At 56.9% G+C, this 21,478-nt stretch carries 19 protein-coding genes; 6 read left to right on the top strand and 13 right to left on the bottom strand.

What is annotated here, in order from left to right:
• Positions 1-7 precede the first annotated feature (7 nt).
• A complete protein-coding gene (locus tag ACQZ5M_RS08825; RefSeq protein WP_449079502.1) occupies positions 8-1,249 on the top strand; it encodes a glucoamylase family protein in 1,242 nt (413 codons plus the stop codon).
• A gap of 21 nt (positions 1,250-1,270) precedes the next feature.
• On the opposite strand, the gene ACQZ5M_RS08820 is transcribed toward ACQZ5M_RS08825, so the two are convergent.
• Positions 1,271-2,011 (bottom strand): MOSC domain-containing protein, encoded by a 741-nt coding sequence (locus tag ACQZ5M_RS08820; protein ID WP_449079501.1) that lies wholly within the window; start codon positions 2,009-2,011, stop codon positions 1,271-1,273.
• A 20-nt stretch (positions 2,012-2,031) separates the two neighbouring features.
• Positions 2,032-3,711 carry an FAD/NAD(P)-binding protein gene (locus ACQZ5M_RS08815; RefSeq protein WP_449079500.1) on the bottom strand — a complete coding sequence of 560 codons (1,680 nt, stop codon included), beginning with the start codon at positions 3,709-3,711 and terminating at the stop codon, positions 2,032-2,034.
• A 236-nt stretch (positions 3,712-3,947) separates the two neighbouring features.
• On the opposite strand from ACQZ5M_RS08815, the gene ACQZ5M_RS08810 reads away from it, so the two are divergent.
• Positions 3,948-4,181 carry a DUF2171 domain-containing protein gene (locus ACQZ5M_RS08810; protein ID WP_296017296.1) on the top strand — a complete coding sequence of 78 codons (234 nt, stop codon included), beginning with the start codon at positions 3,948-3,950 and terminating at the stop codon, positions 4,179-4,181.
• 76 nt (positions 4,182-4,257) lie between these two features.
• On the opposite strand, the gene ACQZ5M_RS08805 is transcribed toward ACQZ5M_RS08810, so the two are convergent.
• From ACQZ5M_RS08805 to fba, 3 genes are all read right to left on the bottom strand, one after another.
• The gene (locus ACQZ5M_RS08805; RefSeq protein ID WP_296080288.1) at positions 4,258-5,886 is read right to left on the bottom strand and encodes an ABC-F family ATP-binding cassette domain-containing protein; all 1,629 of its coding nucleotides are present in this window, start codon (positions 5,884-5,886) and stop codon (positions 4,258-4,260) included.
• A 167-nt stretch (positions 5,887-6,053) separates the two neighbouring features.
• Positions 6,054-6,713 carry a peroxiredoxin gene (locus ACQZ5M_RS08800; protein ID WP_296080291.1) on the bottom strand — a complete coding sequence of 220 codons (660 nt, stop codon included), beginning with the start codon at positions 6,711-6,713 and terminating at the stop codon, positions 6,054-6,056.
• Between the two features lie 184 nt (positions 6,714-6,897).
• Positions 6,898-7,962 (bottom strand): class II fructose-bisphosphate aldolase, encoded by a 1,065-nt coding sequence (gene fba, locus ACQZ5M_RS08795; protein WP_449079499.1) that lies wholly within the window; start codon positions 7,960-7,962, stop codon positions 6,898-6,900.
• Positions 7,963-8,379: 417 nt separating this feature from the next.
• Between fba and ACQZ5M_RS08790 the strand changes: the two genes are divergently transcribed.
• The 4 genes from ACQZ5M_RS08790 to ACQZ5M_RS08775 all read left to right on the top strand — a co-directional run bounded on the left by ACQZ5M_RS08790 (position 8,380) and on the right by ACQZ5M_RS08775 (position 12,608).
• Positions 8,380-9,381 (top strand): ABC transporter substrate-binding protein, encoded by a 1,002-nt coding sequence (locus ACQZ5M_RS08790; protein WP_296017290.1) that lies wholly within the window; start codon positions 8,380-8,382, stop codon positions 9,379-9,381.
• Between the two features lie 150 nt (positions 9,382-9,531).
• On the top strand, positions 9,532-10,419 hold the full coding sequence (locus ACQZ5M_RS08785; protein ID WP_296034691.1) for an ABC transporter permease: 888 nt from the start codon (positions 9,532-9,534) through the stop codon (positions 10,417-10,419).
• Positions 10,412-11,494, top strand: coding sequence for a quaternary amine ABC transporter ATP-binding protein (locus ACQZ5M_RS08780; protein WP_296017285.1), 1,083 nt, complete (start codon positions 10,412-10,414; stop codon positions 11,492-11,494). The genes ACQZ5M_RS08785 and ACQZ5M_RS08780 overlap by 8 nt, the downstream gene beginning before the upstream one ends.
• 91 nt (positions 11,495-11,585) lie before the next feature.
• Positions 11,586-12,608: an LLM class flavin-dependent oxidoreductase gene (locus tag ACQZ5M_RS08775; protein WP_449079498.1), complete on the top strand. Its 1,023-nt coding sequence runs from the start codon at positions 11,586-11,588 to the stop codon at positions 12,606-12,608.
• Between the two features lie 117 nt (positions 12,609-12,725).
• Here ACQZ5M_RS08775 and ACQZ5M_RS08770 read toward each other — a convergent pair whose 3' ends face one another.
• From ACQZ5M_RS08770 to ACQZ5M_RS08735, 8 genes are all read right to left on the bottom strand, one after another.
• The gene (locus tag ACQZ5M_RS08770; RefSeq protein WP_296017283.1) at positions 12,726-14,447 is read right to left on the bottom strand and encodes an ABC transporter substrate-binding protein; all 1,722 of its coding nucleotides are present in this window, start codon (positions 14,445-14,447) and stop codon (positions 12,726-12,728) included.
• Positions 14,448-14,527: 80 nt separating this feature from the next.
• The gene (locus tag ACQZ5M_RS08765; RefSeq protein ID WP_296017282.1) at positions 14,528-14,809 is read right to left on the bottom strand and encodes a DUF2160 domain-containing protein; all 282 of its coding nucleotides are present in this window, start codon (positions 14,807-14,809) and stop codon (positions 14,528-14,530) included.
• 15 nt (positions 14,810-14,824) lie between these two features.
• Positions 14,825-15,640: a carbohydrate ABC transporter permease gene (locus ACQZ5M_RS08760; protein WP_296034702.1), complete on the bottom strand. Its 816-nt coding sequence runs from the start codon at positions 15,638-15,640 to the stop codon at positions 14,825-14,827.
• A gap of 14 nt (positions 15,641-15,654) precedes the next feature.
• Positions 15,655-16,521 carry a carbohydrate ABC transporter permease gene (locus ACQZ5M_RS08755; protein WP_296017277.1) on the bottom strand — a complete coding sequence of 289 codons (867 nt, stop codon included), beginning with the start codon at positions 16,519-16,521 and terminating at the stop codon, positions 15,655-15,657.
• Positions 16,522-16,524: 3 nt separating this feature from the next.
• On the bottom strand, positions 16,525-17,595 hold the full coding sequence (locus ACQZ5M_RS08750; RefSeq protein WP_296034704.1) for an ABC transporter ATP-binding protein: 1,071 nt from the start codon (positions 17,593-17,595) through the stop codon (positions 16,525-16,527).
• A gap of 12 nt (positions 17,596-17,607) precedes the next feature.
• Positions 17,608-18,690 (bottom strand): ABC transporter ATP-binding protein, encoded by a 1,083-nt coding sequence (locus ACQZ5M_RS08745; RefSeq protein ID WP_449079497.1) that lies wholly within the window; start codon positions 18,688-18,690, stop codon positions 17,608-17,610.
• A gap of 87 nt (positions 18,691-18,777) precedes the next feature.
• Complete coding sequence (gene glpD / locus ACQZ5M_RS08740; protein WP_449079496.1) at positions 18,778-20,286, bottom strand: glycerol-3-phosphate dehydrogenase; 1,509 nt, start codon at positions 20,284-20,286, stop codon at positions 18,778-18,780.
• Between the two features lie 81 nt (positions 20,287-20,367).
• The gene (locus ACQZ5M_RS08735) at positions 20,368-21,165 is read right to left on the bottom strand and encodes a DeoR/GlpR family DNA-binding transcription regulator (protein ID WP_449079495.1); all 798 of its coding nucleotides are present in this window, start codon (positions 21,163-21,165) and stop codon (positions 20,368-20,370) included.
• Positions 21,166-21,478 lie beyond the last annotated feature (313 nt).

The raw sequence follows: 21,478 nt of genomic DNA, 5'->3' as shown, positions 1-21,478 counted from the left end.
AAAATGATTGAAAGCAGACAACCCCGCGACCAAGCTCTTTTCGGCCACCGGTCTTTACAGCAATATCCATCGAGCAACGTTCGACTATTTCTGCTCGGGCGCGCATCAGACGACGGGCTTGCCCTTCGACAGGTTGACGGCTGAGGGAAAGCCGATCAACGATATTGTGTCGATATCGGGCGTTGGCTTTGGCCTCATGGCTGTCCTCGTCGGTGCCGAACAGGGCTGGATCAGTAGAGAACAAGCCCTTGAGCGGGCCTCGCTCATGGTCCGGTCGCTGTCTTCGGTCGAGCGTTTTCACGGTGCGTTGCCCCATTTCATTCATGCGCAAACGCTTGAGATTCTGCCTTTCGGCCGCAGAGACGATGGGGCCGATCTGGTGGAAACCACACTGTTTCTCCAGGGTCTGATCTGCGCAAGGGAGTATTTTGCGACCGACATTGCTGCGGAAGTGGATTTTAGAGCCTTGGCTGAACGGTTCGTTCAGGGCGTGGAATGGTCATGGTTCACGCGCAGAAAGCCCGGGCCACTCTACTGGCACTGGAGCCCGAACCACCACTGGGCACGCAATGTTCCGATTACCGGTTGGAACGAAGCACTGGTGACGTACGTCCTCGCGGCGGGATCGGAAAAACATGCGATCAAGCCGGAGAGCTACCATGACGGATGGGCGCGTGGCGGCGAAATGGTCAATGGCAATAGTTATCTTGGGACGGTACTGCCGTTGGGGGAGCCATTCGGCGGACCACTTTTCCTGTCGCAATATTCCTTCTGTGGGCTCAATCCTTTCGAGCTTCGCGATCGGTATTGCGATTATCGGCAACAGGTGATCGCGCATGCTCGGATCAATCATGATTACTGCAAGGCACAGTTCGGCAGCGAGGCGCCGTGGGGCATGAGTGCTTGTGACGGCCCGAAAGGATATCGTGCCTTCTCGCCGACGGTGGATGGCGGTGTCATCGCTCCGACCGCCGCCCTTTCCAGTTTTGCTTATCTGCCGGATGAAGCGGAAGACGCGCTGAATAGCTTTGCCTCCCACCAGTCCGGTGCGCTGATCGGCAAGTTCGGATTCATCGACGCATTTTCGCCTGTCACCGGCTGGGCGGCACGAACGCATCTGGCCACAAATCAGGGCCCGATCGTCGCGATGATGGAGAATCATCGCACTGGCCTTCTCTGGCGATTGTTCATGCAGGCGCCGGAGGTGCAGCGCGGGCTGGACAGGCTTGGTTTCGAGCAAGCGGCCTAAAAACTCACCTCGTGCTCGATCTCAGTCTTCGATAAAGACGTCCATTCCGACCTGTAGAATGCCGGGATCGGTCACGTCGCAATAGACGCCGAGGCAGCGGTGATTTGTCCGCAGGATCGTTCGTAGAACCTCTGGTTGCTCGGGCAGGTCGGGCTGAGGGATCAGCGTCACGCCACAGCGCTTGGTTCTCTCGATGACGATGGCGCGGACGCTACCGATATGAAGGATTGCGCCAATCCAACCGTCTTCCGGAAAATCGTCGGTCGGAGCTGTATCGAGAAGAAGTGATGGCCTGAAGCGCCGGCGATCTGCCTCCTGCGTAACCAGTCTGCCCTCGATCTGCCTCACAGACGAAGAGCTGAGAAGATGCAAAGGGCTCGCCTTATACGCTCTCCCGATGACAGGGAGCCTCGGCGATATCTCTTCGGCCACATCTGGATACTTGCCGAGCGATACGCCAAACCCGAAATGAGCCGACAGTCGCTCGACAATATGACGGTCTTCGATGGAGAGTTCCTGGTCGTCGGGGAAGCGGATCAGTGTTTCACCAGTCTCCCCAACGCGGCTGCCGAGTAAGAGTGCGGGGCGCCAGCGCGGATCTTTCTCCGGCGTGGCGATAGCGCCAGTTTCCGTCTCGAAAAGGCCGAAGCGTCGATCGCCTTCAAGGCCGCGTTCGTCAATTGAAAGTGCATTGCACATTTCGCCCCCGGTTGAGCTGACCGGGTAGCGCCAAAGTTCCTGAATGTGGCCGACTTTGTTCATATGGGACATTCCGACGAAGATTACGCCGTAAGACGCTCATGAAAGTCGGCTCTTGCCATATCCGCGATGATGGACGCTGCTACGGCCTCACCGATCTCCGCTGCGCTGGTAATACCCTGGATAAAAGGGTGTTTGTGCAACAGATAAGGTATGGCGGCGCAATAAAGTGCGGTTTGAAGGGCGCCTCCCGAAATGACGCGGTAATCCTCATCGACATCGATGCCGCCAAGATACTCGACTTCGCCCACGTGATCTTCGGGCAGTACGCTCAACTCCCGCAGGGTGGGTGCCTCGCGCACGACATTTGCATTCACCAGGCTTGGAAAAGGAATATCCTTGGCAGAATGAGCGCTCTGGCCTGTCGCATCGATAAAGGTATCGAATTCTAGTCTCTCGGATTCTGTTTTGACCGTCGCCCCCCTTTTGCCCGGCGCCGTTTCGATCTCGTAGTCGTTTCCAAGCTTCTGAATCGATAGGACTCCCGCATTGTGAAGCGCCAGAAGGCGCTGGATGGAAAGGTGGGGAACAGTCGCATATTCGTCGATGAAGATGCTTTTGAAGGATTTTCCGAAACGTCGGAAATCGTTCAAGTCGAGATGCGGGACGATCCTGGCAATGATCTCGTGGGTGATCATGATGGCGTTGCGCCAAGGCACGGTAACCTTCTGGATCATGTTGCCTTGTGCTTCTGCCAGATTGCGTGCGGCCCAGGCGAAGGCATCGATGCCGGATCGCTGGGCATAATAGGCATCGGCAAAACTGTCTGCATCGAGATCCGACAAGCCGATCTTCATGGCATATTCCGGGTCGCGAAGCGCGAGCTCCTGGCTAAAAAGCGTAAAAGTCGCGTCGAGAAGACCGCTGGAACCCTTGGCGATCAATGCATCCACCGCTTCTTCCGTGCAGATGGTGGGCGTCTCGTAGGGGATTGGAAAATAAAAATCGGCTTCCGGCAAAAGCCCTTTTCGCGACATCATCGTGGCGTGGAAGTCACCTGAACTGGCTGCAGGCTTGTAGATCAGGGCGCCCGCTTCATCGTATAAGAACGAGCCGTGTGCTGTCGATACCGTCATCAGCGCATCGATAGCGCTAAGAGACGTTCCGAGAATTCCAAGCGAGCCGCTGGGTATGCCTTCCAAGGCTGAAGCGGGCCAAGGCGAGACGAAGTAACCTGGCTTTGTTTCGGTCGTCTCGGGCCAGTCATGCCCGGTAGCGATCACGACATAGCTGAACGAACTGCCGAGATCCTCTCCTTGCCCGGTCTTTACCTGTATGGCCGTCTCACCGACGACGATATCGGTGACGCGGTGGGCGGGTTTTACCAGCACGGCGTGTCCCTTTTCCTTTGCTACCGTCAAGAGGAATTGGAACTGCGTATGTAAATAATCGCCCAAGACAACGCGGGGGTAGAACTGCCGCTCGTCTATTTCACTTTTGACGATGCCGAAGCGCTGGAGATAGGCATCCGGCTGCTTCGCCAGCCAGTCCATCAAAGTCTGACCGATGAAAGGAATTTCGATGCTGGGAATGTTGCAGAGCATTACCGGATCGTTGATGCTTGGCAGATAGGGAGTCCCTTTGCCCGCCTCGCTCTCGGCTTCGTAGATGGTAATATCGAGAGGCGTAGGTGACGCGATCAGGTTCTTCAGCGTGTAAATGCCGGTCGGACCCGATCCGATGATACAGATTCTGTTCTTCACGTAAGTTTCGCCCATTCAAAATGGTGATGCCGATCATGTTAAAGAACAGGATCAGTAAGTTGTTCCGTCGATCTTTCGGAGCGTCCGGTAACGGACGTTGTTTGTATCGTGCTGGACTGCTTCTTGGACGCGCAGGGGGAGGTTCGGAAGAGCCGAACAGTGGATTTTTGTCGGAACGAAATAGCGCCCGGCTCATTTTCTGAGCGTCAACGAATACCGACAGGAGGAAATATCCAATGATCTCTGCAGACAACATTCGCGAGCATATGGAAGTCAAGGCAGCCGATGGCAGCCACGTGGGAACCGTCGATCACCTCGAAGGTCAGAGCCGCATCAAGCTGACAAAGAACGATGCCGACGACGGCAAGCACCACCTGATCCCGCTGGACTGGGTCGATCACGTCGATTCCCATGTGCATCTCAGCAAGTCGGCTTCCGACGTGCGTGAGAACTGGGAAACGCTCAACTGAGCAACCAGCCCTGTGCGTGAAAAAATGCGGCTATTGAGCCGCATTTTTTTTGCCTATCATCTCGGACGACGGCTTTTTAGGCGGCGCGTTCCAGGCCGGGGGCTTCCACTCCGGTCCTCTCGACATATTCGGTATATCCGCCGTCATATTGGTGGATACCATCGGGCGTCAATTCGAGAACACGATTGGAGAGAGCGCCAAGGAAGTGGCGGTCGTGCGAGACAAACAGCATCGTGCCCTCATATTCCGAAAGCGCCTTGATCAGCATCTCCTTGGTGTCGAGATCAAGATGGTTGGTAGGCTCGTCCAGAACGAGGAAATTCGGTGGATCGAACAGCATGGCGGCCATCACGAGCCGCGCCTTCTCGCCACCTGACAGGACACGGCATTTCTTTTCCACATCGTCACCTGTGAAGCCGAAGCAACCGCTGAGCGCGCGAAGCGGGGCCTGACCAGCTTTGGGGAAACGTTGTTCCAGCCATTGAAGAATGGTGGCGTCCCCATCAAGAAGATCCATGGAATGCTGGGCGAAATAGCCGAGCTTGACGCTGGCGCCAATCGTGACGCTGCCATGATCCGGTTCTGTACTGCCGGTCACAAGCTTCAGCAGGGTCGATTTACCCGCGCCGTTCACACCCATCAGGCACCAGCGTTCCTTGCGACGGATCATGAAGTCCAGGCCGTCGTAGATCGTGCGACTGCCATACGCTTTCTTGACCTTCTTTAGGGAAACAACATCTTCGCCGGAGCGAGGAGCAGGAAGGAATTCGAAGGCCACGGTCTGGCGGCGCCGTGGCGGTTCGACGCGCTCGATCTTGTCTAGTTTCTTCACCCGGCTCTGCACCTGGGCGGCATGAGACGCACGTGCCTTGAAGCGTTCGATGAATTTCAACTCCTTGGCAAGCATTGCCTGCTGGCGTTCGAATTGCGCCTGCTGCTGCTTTTCGTTCTGCGCCCGCTGTTGCTCGTAAAAACCGTAGTCGCCGGAGTAGGTTGTCAGCGAGCCGCCATCGATCTCGATGATCTTGTTGACGATGCGGTTCATGAACTCACGGTCGTGAGACGTCATCAACAATGCGCCGTCATAGGTCTTCAGGAAATTCTCAAGCCAGATCAGGCTTTCGATGTCGAGGTGGTTGCTCGGTTCATCGAGAAGCATCACGTCAGGTCGCATCAAGAGGATACGAGCAAGGGCCACGCGCATCTTCCAGCCGCCCGAAAGCTTGCCAACGTCGCCGTCCATCATTTCCTGGCTGAAGCTCAGCCCCGCCAGCACTTCGCGAGCGCGGCCCTCCAGCGAGTAACCATCCAACTCCTCATAGCGGGCCTGAACTTCGCCATAACGTTCGATGATTTCGTCCATCTGGTCCAGTTGATCGGGGTCGACCATGCGCGACTCCAGTTCGCGCAGTTCGGCTGCGATCACGCTGACAGGGCCGGCACCTTCCATCGCTTCCGCGACCGCGCTGCGGCCTGCCATTTCGCCGACATCCTGGTTGAAATAGCCGATCGTGATATTCTTCTCGGCAGCGACCTGTCCCTCGTCTGGCAGTTCCTCGCCGGTGATCATACGAAACAACGTCGTCTTGCCAGCGCCGTTAGGCCCCACCAGACCGACCTTTTCGCCGCGATTAAGGGCGGCAGATGCCTCGATATAGAGAATGCGATGGCTGGCAGACTTGCTGATATTTTCAATGCGGATCATGGGGAGCGGACCAAACTGTCAAAACGTTGCGCCCCTATGCCATGGCGCGCCGCCGGTGTCATCCGCTGAATGGTCGGGAAGGGCAGGAAGGGCAGCAAAGCAGTGGTGTAAAGCAAAAAGCGACCCCGTAAGGATCGCTTTTTGGTCTTTCGCCTTGGGAGGCCGGTTTATGCCTGTGGCTGCTTGGTCTTGCGCAAGTAGGGCAAAACCGTATCGAAGGAACCGAAACGCTTCACTGCGTCTTCGTTGGACACTGCGGCGGTGATGATGACGTCGTCGCCCTGCTTCCAGTTGGCGGGCGTCGCGACCTGATGCTTCGCCGTCAACTGAATGGAGTCGATGGTACGCAGGATTTCATCGAAGTTGCGGCCAGTCGTCATCGGGTACGTGAGGATCAGCTTGATCTTCTTGTCCGGGCCGATCACGTAGACGGAGCGCACGGTCGCGTTGTCGGCAGGCGTGCGGCCTTCGGAACTGTCGCCGGCATCGTCAGGAAGCATGTCGTAAAGCTTGGCGACCTTGAGTTCCTTGTCCCCGATCAACGGATACTCGACATTAAAGCCCGTCGCGGTCTTGATGTCCTGCTTCCACTGCGCATGGCTCTCTACCGGATCAACAGAAATGCCGATGACCTTGACGTTGCGCTTTTTGAATTCCTCGTCGAGGCCCGCCATCGCGCCGAGTTCGGTGGTGCAGACAGGCGTGAAATTCTTAGGGTGAGAGAAGAGAACGGCCCAGCTATCGCCGATCCAGTCATGAAAGCTGATCTGGCCCTGGGTCGTGGCAGCGGTAAAGTCCGGTGCGGTCTGGTTGATGCGCAATGTCATTGTCTGCTCCCATTCACATGCTGACGGAATAGTGCCGTGAAACCAGCCACATGTCGCCGCAGATTTGTGCTTGCGGGGAAGCTTCAAAGGAAAATGAGTCTGAATTTGGAGTATCAGCGCAAAATTTATCCTCAGGCAACATGATGGCCGAACGGCTTGTTCGGCCATCATGCAATAGTTGAGGTTACGAAATGACCGGATCGAGCGAGCCGGAGGCGTAACGCTTTGCCATATCGCGCAAGGCGATCGGCTTGATCTTGGCTGCCTGACCTGCGGTATTGAACAGTTCGAAACGTTCCTTGCAGAGCTTGGTCATCGCTTCTCGCGCTGGCTTCAGATATTTGCGCAGATCGAATTCAGCAGGCTCTTCGACGAGGACCTTACGGATCTGGCCGGTGATCGCCATGCGGCAATCGGTGTCGATATTGATCTTGCGAACGCCGTTCTTGATGCCGCGCTGGATTTCTTCGATCGGAACGCCGAACGTAGGCTTGATCGCGCCACCATAGGCATTGATAATGTCCTGCAGATCCTGCGGAACAGTCGAGGAACCGTGCATCACGAGATGCGTGTTCGGCAGCTTGCGATGGATTTCCTCGATGACGTTCATTGCCAGAACGCTGCCGTCAGGCTTGCGCGTGAACTTGTATGCACCGTGGCTGGTGCCCATGGCGACGGCCAGCGCGTCCACCTTGGTCTCGCGAACGAATTTTACCGCTTCGTTCGGATCGGTCAGAAGCTGGTCGTGCGACAGAACGCCCTCCGCGCCATGTCCGTCTTCAGCCTCGCCCATACCGGTTTCGAGAGAACCGAGAACTCCGAGTTCGCCTTCGACCGAGATGCCGCCGTAATGCGCCATGTTGGTGACCTGGCGCGTCACACCGACATTGTAATCCCAATCGCCCGGCGTCTTGCCATCAGCCTTCAGCGAGCCGTCCATCATGACCGAAGTGAAGCCAGCCTGGATGGCCGTCATACAGTTGGCAGGCTCGTTGCCGTGGTCGAGGTGAACGCAGACGGGGATGTCGGGATAGATTTCCACCACGGCGTCCATCATGTGCTTGAGCATGATGTCATGCGCATAGGCACGAGCGCCGCGCGAAGCCTGCATGATGACCGGCGAATTGGTTTCGCTGGCGGCATCCATGATGGCCAGTGCCTGTTCCATATTGTTGATGTTGAAGGCGGGCACGCCATAATCGTGTTCAGCTGCATGATCGAGCAGTTGGCGGAGCGTAATTCGAGCCAAGGTTTCTCCCCTTAATTGAAGGTCACCGTCAGGTGCGGGACCATTTGAACCGAGTGTGTGACCGATTTTTCATCACGGGAAACACTCTTGTCTTGAAGGGGATAACTCGCCAAGCACTTTTTGAAGGCACGAGTTTTTCAAACGATTTGGTTCGAATCTTTTTTTTGGACGGCTTGTCAAAGCGGCATTTTACGCGCTGATTTCAACCACTGCGAGAACCGAATCGGAAACTTCAATGAACTATTCAAAAGAAATTAACCTGTCGTAGTTGGGCGAAAACCCGTCGCTTTCTGCGCAGGCTGTTTGCGGTCTTCACGCCATCATCCATTCAAGCTTGCAAAAGACAAGAACTGAGCCTGGTGCCAGCGGCGCACCTGCGCTTTCGTAGATGCCGCCAACAAAGGGAACATAACAGATATGAACAAACTGCTTGCATCGACCTGTCTCCTATTCGGACTGCTGGGCGGCGCTGCTGCCGCCAATGCTGCCGATTGCGGTAGCCCGACCATCGCCAGCATGAACTGGCAGAGTGCCGAAGTGCTTTCCAACATCGATAAGATCATCTTGAACGAAGGCTATGGCTGCACCGCTGACATCACGGTGGGCGATACTGTTCCGACCATCACCTCGATGGCTGAAAAGGGTCAGCCGGATATCGCGCCGGAAGCTTGGGTGGATCTGCTTCCCGATGTCGTGAAACGCGGCGTAGATGAAGGCAAGCTTGTTATTGCTGCCAAGGCCCTGAAGGACGGCGGCGTCCAGAGCTGGTGGATACCGAAGTATTTCGCCGACGCCCATCCTGAAATCAAGACTTTCGCGGACGTCTTCAAGAACCCGAAATTGTTCCCTGCTCCTGAAGATCCAAGCAAGGGTGCCGTCGTCAACGGCCCGCAGGGCTGGGGCGGTACGGTCGTCACCGCGCAGCTTTTCAAGGCCTATGGCGGCGAGAAGGCTGGCTTCACCCTGGTCGACAGCGGTTCTGCTGCCGGTCTAGACGGCTCGATTGCCAAGGCTTACGAGCGCAAGCAGCCCTGGGTCGGCTATTACTGGGCGCCGACCGCAATCCTCGGCAAGTATGAAATGGTGAAGTTGACGCAGGACGTTGCGAACGATCCAGCGGAATGGAAGCGCTGCAACACGGTTGCCGATTGCCCCGATCCCAAGCCGAATGCATGGCCGGTCGATCAGGTCGTGACGCTCGTCGCTAAGCCATTTTCCGAAAAGGCCGGCCCTGATGTGATGGCCTATCTCAACAAGCGGTCCTGGGACAACGCCACCGTCAACAAGTTGATGGCTTGGATGACAGATAACCAGGCCACTGGCGAAGACGGTGCAAAGCATTTCCTTAAGGAAAACGCCGATGTCTGGACGACGTGGGTGTCGCCAGAAGCGGCCGAGAAGATCAAGGCGTCTCTCTAACTACTCCCCCTCGCCACGCCGTTCTCTTCAAGAACGCGCGGCACGCGAAACGACATGCGGCGCCCATCTGCCGCGTGTCAACGCCGTGGGTGACGATACGTCACTGTTCGACCGTTCCCCCCAAAGGGGTAACGCTCACAGGGGATGACTATGGATTGGTTTTACACATTTCCGCACATGAATGATGAGGCTCTTCGGAACCTCAAGAAGGTGATCGACGACGGCTTCCGCGGCTTTACCCGAGAATGGGGTGGCACGATTGAAACGTTCTTTTCGCCGCTTCAGCATTTTCTGATCTCGGCCGAACGCTTCATGACACAGACACCGTGGCCGATCATCATCCTGATCATTATGGCAATCGCCTGGTTCGCCAGCCGCAGCCTCAAGATCGTTTTCGGCTGTCTGATCACGCTTCTCCTCATCGGTTACTTCGACATGTGGACCGACACGATGCGGACGATCTCGATGATCTTTGTCTGTACGGTGCTTTCCATCGCTATTGGCCTACCGCTCGGTATCGCCATGTCGCGGTCCGACCGCTTTCAGCGGATCGTCAATCCCGTGCTGGACGTGATGCAGACGATGCCAAGCTTCGTTTATCTGATCCCTGTCGTCATGCTGCTTGGCATCGGCAAGGTGCCAGGCCTGATCGCCGTCGTTATCTACGCCATCCCGCCGATGATCCGCCTGACCGATCTCGGCATCCGACTGGTTGACAAGGACGTGCTGGAGGCAGCTGATGCCTTTGGATCGTCCGGTTGGCAGAAGCTCTTCAAGGTACAGTTGCCGCTTGCCTTGCCGACGATCATGGCCGGTATAAACCAGACGATCATGATGGCACTTGCCATGGTGGTGGTTGCCTCGATGATTGGTGTACAGGGACTGGGACAGCCGGTGCTGAAAGCCATCGCCAACCAGTATTTCACGCTCGGCATCTTCAACGGTCTTGCCATTGTCGGCATTGCCATCATCTTCGACCGAATTAGCCAGGCCTATGGCAAGCGGCTCCAGAAGCACCAGGAGGTCGCCCATGGCTGATGATTTCGGCGGTATTGAAATCCGCAATCTCTACAAGATTTTCGGTTCCAACCCTGCGTCCCATGTGGAGGCCGTGCGCAACGGTCTGACGAAGCAAGAGTTGAACGAAAAGTATGGCCATGTGCTCGGGCTTCGCGATATCAACATCACCATTCCGTCGGGCTGCATTCAGGTCATCATGGGGCTGTCCGGCTCCGGCAAATCTACGCTGATCCGCCACATCAACCGGCTGATCGACCCGACCGCCGGAGAGGTGCTGGTGGATGGCGTGGATGTCGTGAAGATGTCAGCGACTGAACTTCGCGAGTTTCGTCGCCACCAGACCGCTATGGTGTTCCAGAAGTTCGCACTTCTGCCGCATCGCAACGTGCTGGACAACACGATCTACGGGCTCGAAGTGCAAGGCGTTGCGCGTGACAAGAGCATCGATACGGCGATGCGCTGGCTGGAGCGCGTTGGTCTGAAGGGCTTTGAGCAGCGCTACCCCAACCAGCTTTCGGGTGGCATGCAGCAGCGCGTCGGTCTTGCGCGGGCTCTCTCAAACGACGCGCCCGTGCTGCTAATGGATGAGGCCTACTCGGCGCTCGATCCGCTGATCCGCACGGACATGCAGACCGTGCTTCTCGATATTCAGAGCGAGATCAAGAAAACCATTGTCTTCATCACGCATGATCTGGATGAGGCGCTGCGGCTAGGCGACCAGATCGCCATCCTGCGCGATGGCGAGGTTATCCAGCAGGGTGACAGGCAGGATATCGTGCTTCGTCCGGCCGACGCTTACATTGAAAGCTTCGTCAAGGAAGTGAACCGCGGTCGCGTCGTCAATGTCGAAGCCGTCATGACGCCGGTCCGCAGCACTGTCGTTGCTGATGCGCCGCCCGTTCCTGCTGGCACAAGCATTGAGGAAGCCATGCGTCTGCTTGCCATTGGCGGGCATGAGGTTGCGACAGTGGTTGGCAAACAGGCCGAGCCGCTCGGCATCGTGACCTTCCGTCAACTGGCAGGTGCCATGGTCAATGCACCTGGCTCCGCAGAGCACTCCCATGGAGATAATGTCGTTCGTGCACAGGCCTGAACGGACTGTTCACTAATCGCTTCGGTACATCCTGCTGGCGGCTCACTATATGTGGGACAACCACAGTCATTAAGCCAGCAGGTTTTATCTCATGAAGAAGATCGGTTTTCTGTCCTTCGGCCATTGGAGCCCCGGACCGCATTCGCAGGCACGCACCGCCAAGGACGTTTTGCAACAATCCATCGACCTTTCCGTCGCCGCCGAGGAAATCGGCGTCGATGGTGCATATTTCCGCGTGCATCACTTTGCTCGCCAGCTCGCTTCGCCTTTTCCTCTGCTCGCGGCAGTCGGCGCGCGCACCAAGTCGATCGAGATCGGCACGGCCGTCATCGATATGCGCTACGAGAACCCGCTTTACATGGCGGAAGATGCCGGCTCTGCGGATCTGATATCGAACGGGCGTCTGCAATTGGGCCTGAGCCGAGGATCGCCTGAACAGGTGATCGACGGATGGCGCTATTTTGGCTATCGCCCCGCGGAGGGAGAAAGCGACGCCGACATGGGCCGTCGCAACACCGAGATATTGCTAGAGGTTCTCAAAGGCCAAGGCTTTGCCGAACCAAATCCGCAGCCGATGTTCCCCAATCCTCCTGGCCCTTTGCGGCTGGAGCCACATTCGGAAGGCTTGCGCGAACGCCTATGGTGGGGTGCAGGCTCCAACGCCACGGCCCAGTGGGCGGCAAAGCTTGGCATGAATTTGCAAAGCTCGACACTGAAGGATGATGAGACAGGCGAACCCTTCCACGTTCAGCAGGCGGCGCAGATCCGGGCCTATCGCGATGCATGGAAGGAAGCGGGTCATGAACGGACGCCACGCGTATCGGTTAGCCGCAGCATTTTCGCACTCGTTGACGATCGCGACTGCGCCTATTTCGGCCGAGGTTCGAAGGAAAGCGACAGCATCGGTTACATCGACGCCAATACGCGTGCGATCTTCGGTCGCTCTTATGCGGCCGAGCCGGATGTGCTCGTCAAGGAACTCGCAAAGGATGAGGCGGTGGCGGAAGCCGATACCTTGCTCTTGACGATCCCGAACCAGCTTGGCGTGGACTATAACGTCCATGCGCTGGAGGCGATCTTGAAATATGTTGCGCCGGAACTCGGCTGGCGCTGACGATATTACAGCGTCGTCTGCGATTAGGATCAGAAAAGACGCTCTAACTCTCTGGATGCAATATTAAATAAGCCGGAGCGAATATCGCCCCGGCTTTCTCTTATCAGATGAGTAGACTTACTTCTGCCAGCTCTTCACCAGTTCGTCGTAGTTAACGGTAACCGGCTTTTCCTTCTCGTTGTCGACCTTCAGCTGCGGTGCCAGATTGCCCTTGGCGACCGCGTCCTTGTGCCAGTATTCGAGATCGTGCTCTTCCGCGAGCTTCGGTCCCTTGTCTCCCTGAACGCCTGCGCGTTCCAGGCGTGCCATGACCTTTTCTTGTTCGGCGCAAAGCGAGTCCATGGCTTCCTGTGCGGTCTTCGCCCCGGAGGAGGCGTCACCCACCGCCTGCCACCACAGCTGAGCCAGCTTCGGATAGTCAGGAACGTTGGTACCAGTCGGCGACCACTGAACGCGGGCAGGCGAGCGGTAGAATTCGATCAGACCGCCGAGATCCTTGGCGCGCTTGGTGAAGCTCTCGTGGTTGATCGTCGATTCACGGATGAGCGTGAGGCCGACATGCGCCTTCTTCACATCCACCGTCTTGGAGGTGACGAACTGCGCGTAGAGCCAAGCGGCTTTGGCGCGGTCCGTCGGGGTAGACTTCATCAGCGTCCAGGAACCCACGTCCTGATAGCCGAGCTTCATGCCGTCTTTCCAGTAGACGCCATGCGGGGAGGGGGCCATACGCCACTTCGGCGTGCCGTCCTCGTTGACGACCGGCAGACCCTTCTTGACCGCATCCGCGGTGAAGGCGGTGTACCAGAAGATCTGCTGAGCGACTTCACCCTGCGCCGGTACCGGACCGGATTCGGAGAAGTTCATGCCCTGCGCTGCCGGAGGTGCGTAAGCCTTCAGCCAGTCGAGATATTTCTGGATGGCATAGACGGAAGCAGGGCCATTGGTGTCACCACCGCGCGCCACGCAGGAGCCGACCGGCTGGGATTTTTCGTTGACCTTGATACCCCATTCGTCAACAGGCAGACCGTTTGGCAGGCCCTTGTCGCCGTTGCCGGCCATCGAAAGCCAGGCGTCGGTGAAGCGCCAGCCGAGCGACGGGTCCTTCTTGCCATAATCCATATGGCCGTAGACCTTCTTGCCGTCGATTTCGCGACCGGTGAAGAACTCGGCGATATCCTCATAGGCCGACCAGTTGACCGGAACGCCGAGATCGTAACCGTACTTGGCCTTGAAATCGGCCTTGTTCTTGGCGTCGTTGAACCAATCGTAGCGGAACCAGTAGAGGTTGGCGAACTGCTGGTCGGGAAGCTGGTAGAGCTTGCCGTCCGGCGCGGTGGTGAATTTCGTGCCGATGAAGTCGGGAAGATCGAGACCAGGATTGGTGACGTCCTTGCCTTCGCCAGCCATCCAGTCGGTCAGGTTGCGCACCTGCTGGTAGCGCCAATGCGTGCCGATGAGGTCGCTGTCGTTAACGAAGGCGTCGTAGATATTTTCGCCGGACTGCATTTGCGTCTGCAGCTTTTCGACGACGTCGCCTTCGCCGATCAGGTCGTGGGTGATCTTGATGCCGGTGATGTCCGAGAAGGCCTTGGCCAGCACCTTGGATTCATATTCATGCGTCGTCAGCGTTTCGGAGACGACCTTGATGTCCATGCCTGCAAATGGCTTTGCAGCGTCGATAAACCATTGCATTTCCTTTTCCTGGTCCGCACGGGAAAGGGAAGAAAGGTCGCCGACTTCTTTGTCGAGAAAGGCTTTGGCTTCATTCATTCCGGCATGAGCCACGCCGGTGATTGCCAGCAGCACTGCTGCCGTGGTGGTAAGAAGATGCATTCGCATAAGAGGTCCTCCCAAGGTTTTGCGATTGCGTCATGTAGAGAAGTGCCGGGTCGTCCTCCGCCCCGGTATGTTGTCGGCGGCTATACGAAGCGGAACACCCCGATCGCATAGACAACCGAAAGAGCGAGCGCCCACCAGAGGCCTGGGCCGACTAAGCCGAGCCAAGCGAGGTTGATGAACGCAGAGCCGAGCAGCGAGACGAAGAGCCTGTCCCCGCGCGTCGTCTCGAAGCGAAGAATGCCGACGCGCGGATTGCCGCCGGGTGAAAAATATTCCCACACCGCCATGCCGATCAGCAGCATAAGGATCGTCAGAAAAAACAGGGCTGTCGGCAGCGTCCAGGCCATCCAGGAAAAATTCATGTGAGATCTCCTTTCTCAGACGCGGCCGAGGGCAAAGCCCTTGGCGATGTAGTTTCGGACGAAATAGATGACGAGCGCTCCGGGGATGATCGTCAGCACGCCAGCAGCCGCCAGAACACCCCAATCCATCCCCGAAGCAGAAACTGTGCGTGTCATGGTCGCGGCAATCGGCTTTGCCGCCGTGGTGGTCAGGGTTCTGGCGAGCAGTAGCTCGACCCATGAGAACATGAAGCAGAAGAAGGCCGCTACGCCGATGCCGCTCGCGATCAGAGGCATGAAGATCTTCACGAAAAAGCGCGGGAAAGAGTATCCGTCGATATAGGCGGTCTCGTCGATTTCCTTCGGAACGCCGGACATGAAGCCTTCCAAAATCCACACCGCCAGCGGCACGTTGAACAGGCAGTGGGCGATTGCGACTGCGATATGCGTGTCGATCAGACCGAAGGCGGAATAAAGCTGGAAGAAAGGCAGAGCGAAGACGGCCGGGGGTGCCATGCGGTTGGTGAGCAGCCAAAAGAACAGATGCTTGTCGCCCAGGAACCGATAGCGGGAGAAGGCATAGGCCGCTGGCAGGGCCGCTGCGACCGAGATGACGGTGTTCAGCGCGACATAGATGATCGAGTTGATGTAACCGTTATACCAGGACGGGTCGGTAAAGATGATCGTGTAGTTACGCAGCGTCGGGTTTTGCGGCCAGAGCGAGAAGGCACCGAGGATTTCGGCATTCTCCTTGAAACTCATATTCACTAGCCAGTAGATCGGCAGCAGGAGGAAGATGATGTAGATCGTCGGTATCAAAAAGGAAAACCGGCTCATGGTGGAATTGCTCATATTGGTCTCCTTTCTCACGCATCCGCGTCGCTGTTGGTCATGACGGTGTAGAAGATCCAGGACAGTGCCAGGATGATCAGGAAGTAGATGATCGACATTGCCGCAGCAGGACCCAGATCGAACTGACCGACAGCCATCTTCACGAGGTCGATCGAGAGGAATGTCGTGGAGTTGCCGGGACCGCCGCCGGTGACGACAAACGGTTCGGTGTAGATCATGAAACTGTCCATGAAGCGTAGCAGCACGGCGATCAGCAACACGCGCTTCATCTTCGGCAGTTGAATGAAGCGGAAGACGGACCAACGCGAGGCGCCATCGATGCGGGCGGCCTGATAATAGGCATCCGGAATAGAGACAAGACCGGCATAGCAGAGCAGCACGACAAGGCTTGTCCAGTGCCAGACGTCCATAACGATGACGGTCGCCCAGGCATCCACTGGATCCTGCGTATAGTTATAGTCGATGCCGAGCATCGAGAGGTAATGGCCAAGGAAGCCGATATCGACGCGACCGAAAACCTGCCAGATGGTGCCGACGACGTTCCATGGGATGAGGAGTGGCAGCGCCATCAGCACGAGGCAGACCGGAACGCCTAACCCCTTTTTCGGCATGTTCAGCGCAATCAGGATTCCAAGCGGAATTTCAATGGCCAGGATGACCAGCGAGAAAATCAGGTTGCGGATGAGCGCATCCCAGAAGCGAGGGGAATGCAGCATCTGCACGAACCAGTCGGTACCCGCCCAGAAGAACTCATTATTGCCGAACGTGTCCTGCACCGAGTAGTTGACGACCGTCATCAGCGGGATGACGGCTGAAAAGGCGACGAGCACCAGAACCGGAATGACGAGGAACCAGGCCTTGTTGTTGACTGTCTTGTCCATGGCTCAGGCTCCTGTTCCGACGCGCCAGCTATCGGCGTAAATGCCGATCGCTTTTGGATCGAAAGTCACGCGCGGGTCTGCGGGAATCTCACCATCTTCCGGCACCACGATGGTCAACGGCTGGCCGGCAAAGCTGGAGCGTACGACCTTCTGCCGACCGATGTCCTCCACCTTGTTGATTGAGACCGGCATGCCGTCGCGACCAAGCGAGATGAACTCGGGACGGATGCCGAGTTCCGTTTTTGCACCCGCGCTGACGTTTGGCGCAGAGGACAGTGCAATTGTCTGGTCGCCGACCGTTGCCTGTGCGCCGTTCAGAGAAACCGGCATCACATTCATGCCAGGCGAGCCAATGAAGTAACCGACGAAAGTGTGGCTTGGCTTCTCGAAGAGCTCCGCAGGCGTCCCGATCTGGACAATCTGGCCGTCATACATGACGACGACCTTGTCCGCGAATGTCAGGGCTTCGGTCTGATCGTGCGTGACATAGACCATTGTGAAGCCGAACTGGCGGTGCAGTCGCTTCAACTGCGAGCGCAGCACCCACTTCATATGCGGATCGATGACCGTCAGCGGCTCGTCGAAGAGGATGGCGTTCACATCATTGCGCACCAGCCCGCGCCCGAGTGAGATCTTCTGCTTCTGGTCGGCCGTCAAGCCTCGCGCACGGCGCTTCGCCATCGCGGCAAGATCGATCATCTCTAGAATTTCCTTGACGCGACGATCAACATCCGGCTCGGCCACGCCGCGATTGCGCAAAGGAAAGGCGAGATTGTCATAGACCGTCATCGTGTCGTAGATGACCGGGAACTGGAAAACCTGCGCGATGTTGCGCTGCTCTGTCGGCAGGGTAGTAACGTCCTTGCCATCGAAGAGAATGCGACCATCCGACGGGTGGATCAATCCGGAAATGATGTTGAGCAAGGTCGTCTTGCCGCAACCGGACGGCCCGAGAAGCGCATAGGCCCCGCCATCGCTCCATTCGTGATGCACTTCTTTCAGAGCGTAATCGTTAGCTGCTTTGGCCTTGGCGTTGTAGGCGTGGCGGATATGGTCGAGACTGATACGTGCCATGTCTCTATCTCCTCACGCGGCAGCAAGCTTAGGAGCGGCAAGGGAACGGCCATTCACGTCGAAGGCCATCAGGTGACGGGTATCGAGATAGATATCGATCTGCCGGTCCGGCTCGATATCGAGAATGCCGCGTGTCAGCATGACCCATCGGTGGCCGGCAAAATCCAGATGGATGAAGCTTTCCGAACCGGCAATTTCAGACACCAGCGTCTTTGCCTGAAGTTTCACGGCATTGATGTTGGTCGGCTCGGGATAAAGGTGGTGTGGATGAAATGCTGCCGTCATCGGCCCGTCAGCAATTCCGGAAAGATGAGCGGGCACGGCGAAAGCCGGCTGGCCATTTTGCAAGAAGGAGCCGCCTGCTTTCGTCAGTTCGACGATGTTCAAGGGCGGATCGGCAAAGGTTCTGGCGGAGATAAGATCCACCGGATTACGATACATATCGATGGTCGGGCCATATTGGGTGATACGGCCTTGGCTCAGCGTTGCCGTATTGCCGCCGAGCAGGAGTGCCTCGGAAGGCTCGGTGGTTGCGTAGACAAAGATCGCGCCGGACGAGGCGAAGATCTTGGGCAACTCCTCGCGTAGTTCTTCGCGCAGCTTGTAATCGAGGTTGGCAAGCGGCTCGTCCAGAAGAACGAGGCTGGCATTCTTGACGATGGCGCGAGCAAGGGCGGTGCGCTGCTGCTGGCCACCGGAAAGATTGAGTGGCGTGCGCTCCAGATAGGGCGTCAGCTTCAACAGGTCTGCGGCCTTGCGCACCTCGCGATCGATCGTGGCACTATCCTTTTTGGCGATCCGCATCGGGGAGGCGATGTTTTCGTAAACGGAAAGCGAGGGATAGTTGATGAACTGCTGATAGACCATGGCAACGCTGCGATCCTGCACGCGTTTGCCTGTCACGTCAGTGCCATCGAACATCAGCGAGCCTTCGGTCGGCTTGTCGAGGCCGGCCATCAGCCGCATCAGGGATGTCTTGCCGGACAAGGTCGGGCCGAGCAGGACGTTCAGCGTGCCCCGCTTGAGTGTGAGATTGGTTGGGTAGATATGATAATTCCCACCCACCATCTTCGCGATATTGCGCAATTCAAGCATTCTGTCCCGCGGCCTCCTCCACCAGCAAGATGTCTGCAATCAATATGCTTTATGTAGCGCCGTTACGGCGCGTATAAATCAGTCGTTTCAAGCAGCCTTCGTCATCATGTAATCGTTAAGGGCTGCGGCTTCCTCCCTGGAAAAATGCAAGCCCTGTTTCGTTCTGCGCCAGAGCACATCCTCGCTCGTTCTGGCCCATTCCTTTTCCATGAGCCATGCGACTTCGCGCTCGTAAAGGTCGCCGCCGAAACGCCTGCCCAGTGCCTCCACACTGGCCGCCTCTCCCAAGATCACTGCAGCCTTCGTTCCGTAGAGCCGGACAAGACGACGCGCGTGGCGGTCCGAGAGAAAGCCGTAGCTGGCCTTCAGTTTTGCCACTTCGGCCTCGTATCCCGTCGGTGCAAAATCGCCGCCCGGCAGTGAGCTTTTTGCCGTCCAGGGCGAACCCTTGGCGCCGATCGCTTCGGTGATTTTTTCCAGCGCATGCTCGGCCAGACGACGATAGGTCGTGAGTTTGCCGCCGAAGACGTTGAGCAGTGGCGGTTCGCCGGTGTTCTGCTCCAGCTTCAAGACGTAGTCGCGCGTGGCTTCCTGCGCCTTGGATGCGCCGTCATCATAGAGCGGACGAACGGCGGAATAGGTCCAGACGATATCGTCCTTCGTTACCGGCTCGGCGAAATATTCGCTTGCCGCCTTGCAGAGATAATCCGTCTCCTCGTCGCTGATCCGCACCTGCGAAGGATCGCCGTCATAATCGCGGTCGGTCGTGCCAATCAGAGTGAAGTCGGTTTCGTAGGGAATGGCGAAAATGATACGGTTGTCGGGGTTCTGGAAGAAATAGGCACGTGGGTCGTTGAACTTCTTCTTCACGACGATGTGGCTGCCCTGAACGAGGCGGACATTATGAACCTGGTTCTTTCCGGCGGCATTGGACAACACCTGATCCACCCAAGGACCGGCGGCGTTGACCAGCATTCGTGCCTGCACGGTTTTCAACTCGCCGCTTTGAATGTCCTGAACGTTGATGGTCCAAAGACCGTTCTCGCGGCGGACGGAGGTGACTTTCGAGCGGTTCATGATGTCTGCGCCGCGATCAGCCGCATCACGTGCGTTCAGCACCACGAGGCGGGCGTCATCCACCCATCCATCGGAATATTCGAAGGCCTTGGTGAAAAGCGGCTTCAACGGCTTGCCGGCTGGATCGCGTCGCATGTCGAGCGACTTTGTCGCAGGCAGCAATTTGCGGCCGCCAAGGTGATCGTAGAGAAAGAGACCGAGCCGGATCAGCCAGGCAGGGCGAATGCCGCCCTTATGGAAGGGCAGAACGAAGCGCATCGGCCAGATTATATGCGGGGCCATGGCCCAGAGAACTTCACGTTCCATCAGCGCTTCACGCACGAGACGGAATTCATAGTGTTCCAGATAGCGCAACCCGCCGTGGATCAATTTCGTGGCGCCGGAGGATGTGCCTGAAGCAAAGTCCTTCATCTCGGCAAGCGTTACGGAATATCCCCGACCGGCCGCATCACGCGCAATGCCGCAGCCATTAATGCCACCGCCGATCACGAAGATGTCGCGAACCGCCTCTTGAGCCACCTGTCCCACTCCCTGATGTTGCGCGTGCAAGCCGAACGATTTTTTTGTTAAAGAGAAAATAAAAGGAACTCAAAGTGAATGTCAAACGAAACTATTGTCTATAGCGTCGCCATTCAGTGGAGCTGTTTCGACCAGCTCTACGCCTGCTTCGCGGCAGATCTCTCTAATGGCATCTGATGGACAGTGATCGGTGATAAAAGTCTGAACCTGCGACAGATGGCCTATTCTGACCGGGGCAGTGCGTTCGAATTTGCTTGAGTCGCTGGCAAGAATCACATGGCGAGCATTGGCGATGATGGCTTGGGCCACTTTCACCTCTCGAAAGTCGTAGTCGAGCAGCGCGCCGTCCGGATCTATGGCGGAAACGCCGATCACCGCATAATCGACCTTGAACTGACGGATAAAATCAACCGCCGCCTCACCGACAATGCCACCATCGGTGCCGCGCACCACGCCGCCAGCTATGATGACTTCGATAGAGGGGAAGATCCGCAGCCGGTTCGCGACATTGATGTTGTTGGTAATGACCATCAGTTCCTGATGGTCGAGGAGCGCATCCCCCACTGCCTCTGTCGTAGTGCCGATGTTGATGAAAAGCGAGGACTTGTTCGGTATCATGGTCGCCGCAGCCTTCCCGATCCCCTGCTTCTCAGTCGCCGCGATCGAGCGGCGTGCCTCATAGCGCATATTTTCCGTACCGTTGGGGAAAATCGCACCGCCGTGGATGCGGTTCAGCGTGCGGTTCTCACAAAGCTCGTTTAAGTCCTTGCGGATCGTTTGCGGGGTAACGGAAAAGCGTGTTGCGAGGTCTTCGACGAGCACACGTCCCTCGGCTTTGGCAAGCTCTATTATCTCAGTTTGACGTGTGCTGAGAAACATTCGATGACCCCCTAAATCTTTTCGTTTTGGTTCAGTTTAACCGAAAACGAAAGGCGCTCAAGCGTCCTTCGACGCTATTTACGACCCGTCTGTCAGAAGCGGATTCTTCTGAAGATTAGACTTATCTGAACTTTCAGGTTCATCCTTTTCCACAGCCGGTTACGAAATTGGGGGCAAATTTGTCAGTCAGCATGACCGATTACAGCGCCTCGTATCCCGATATTTTTTCAGCATATTTTCCGTTGCCGCATTGTTGCGCAGCCACGCCGCGTGCCTGTTCGAGGGGCAAGTTTGACGTGGCTGCAAATATTGG

It is taken from the genome of Rhizobium sp. 22-785-1, assembly GCF_053521965.1.
This window is presented reverse-complemented; position numbering and strand designations above follow the sequence as displayed.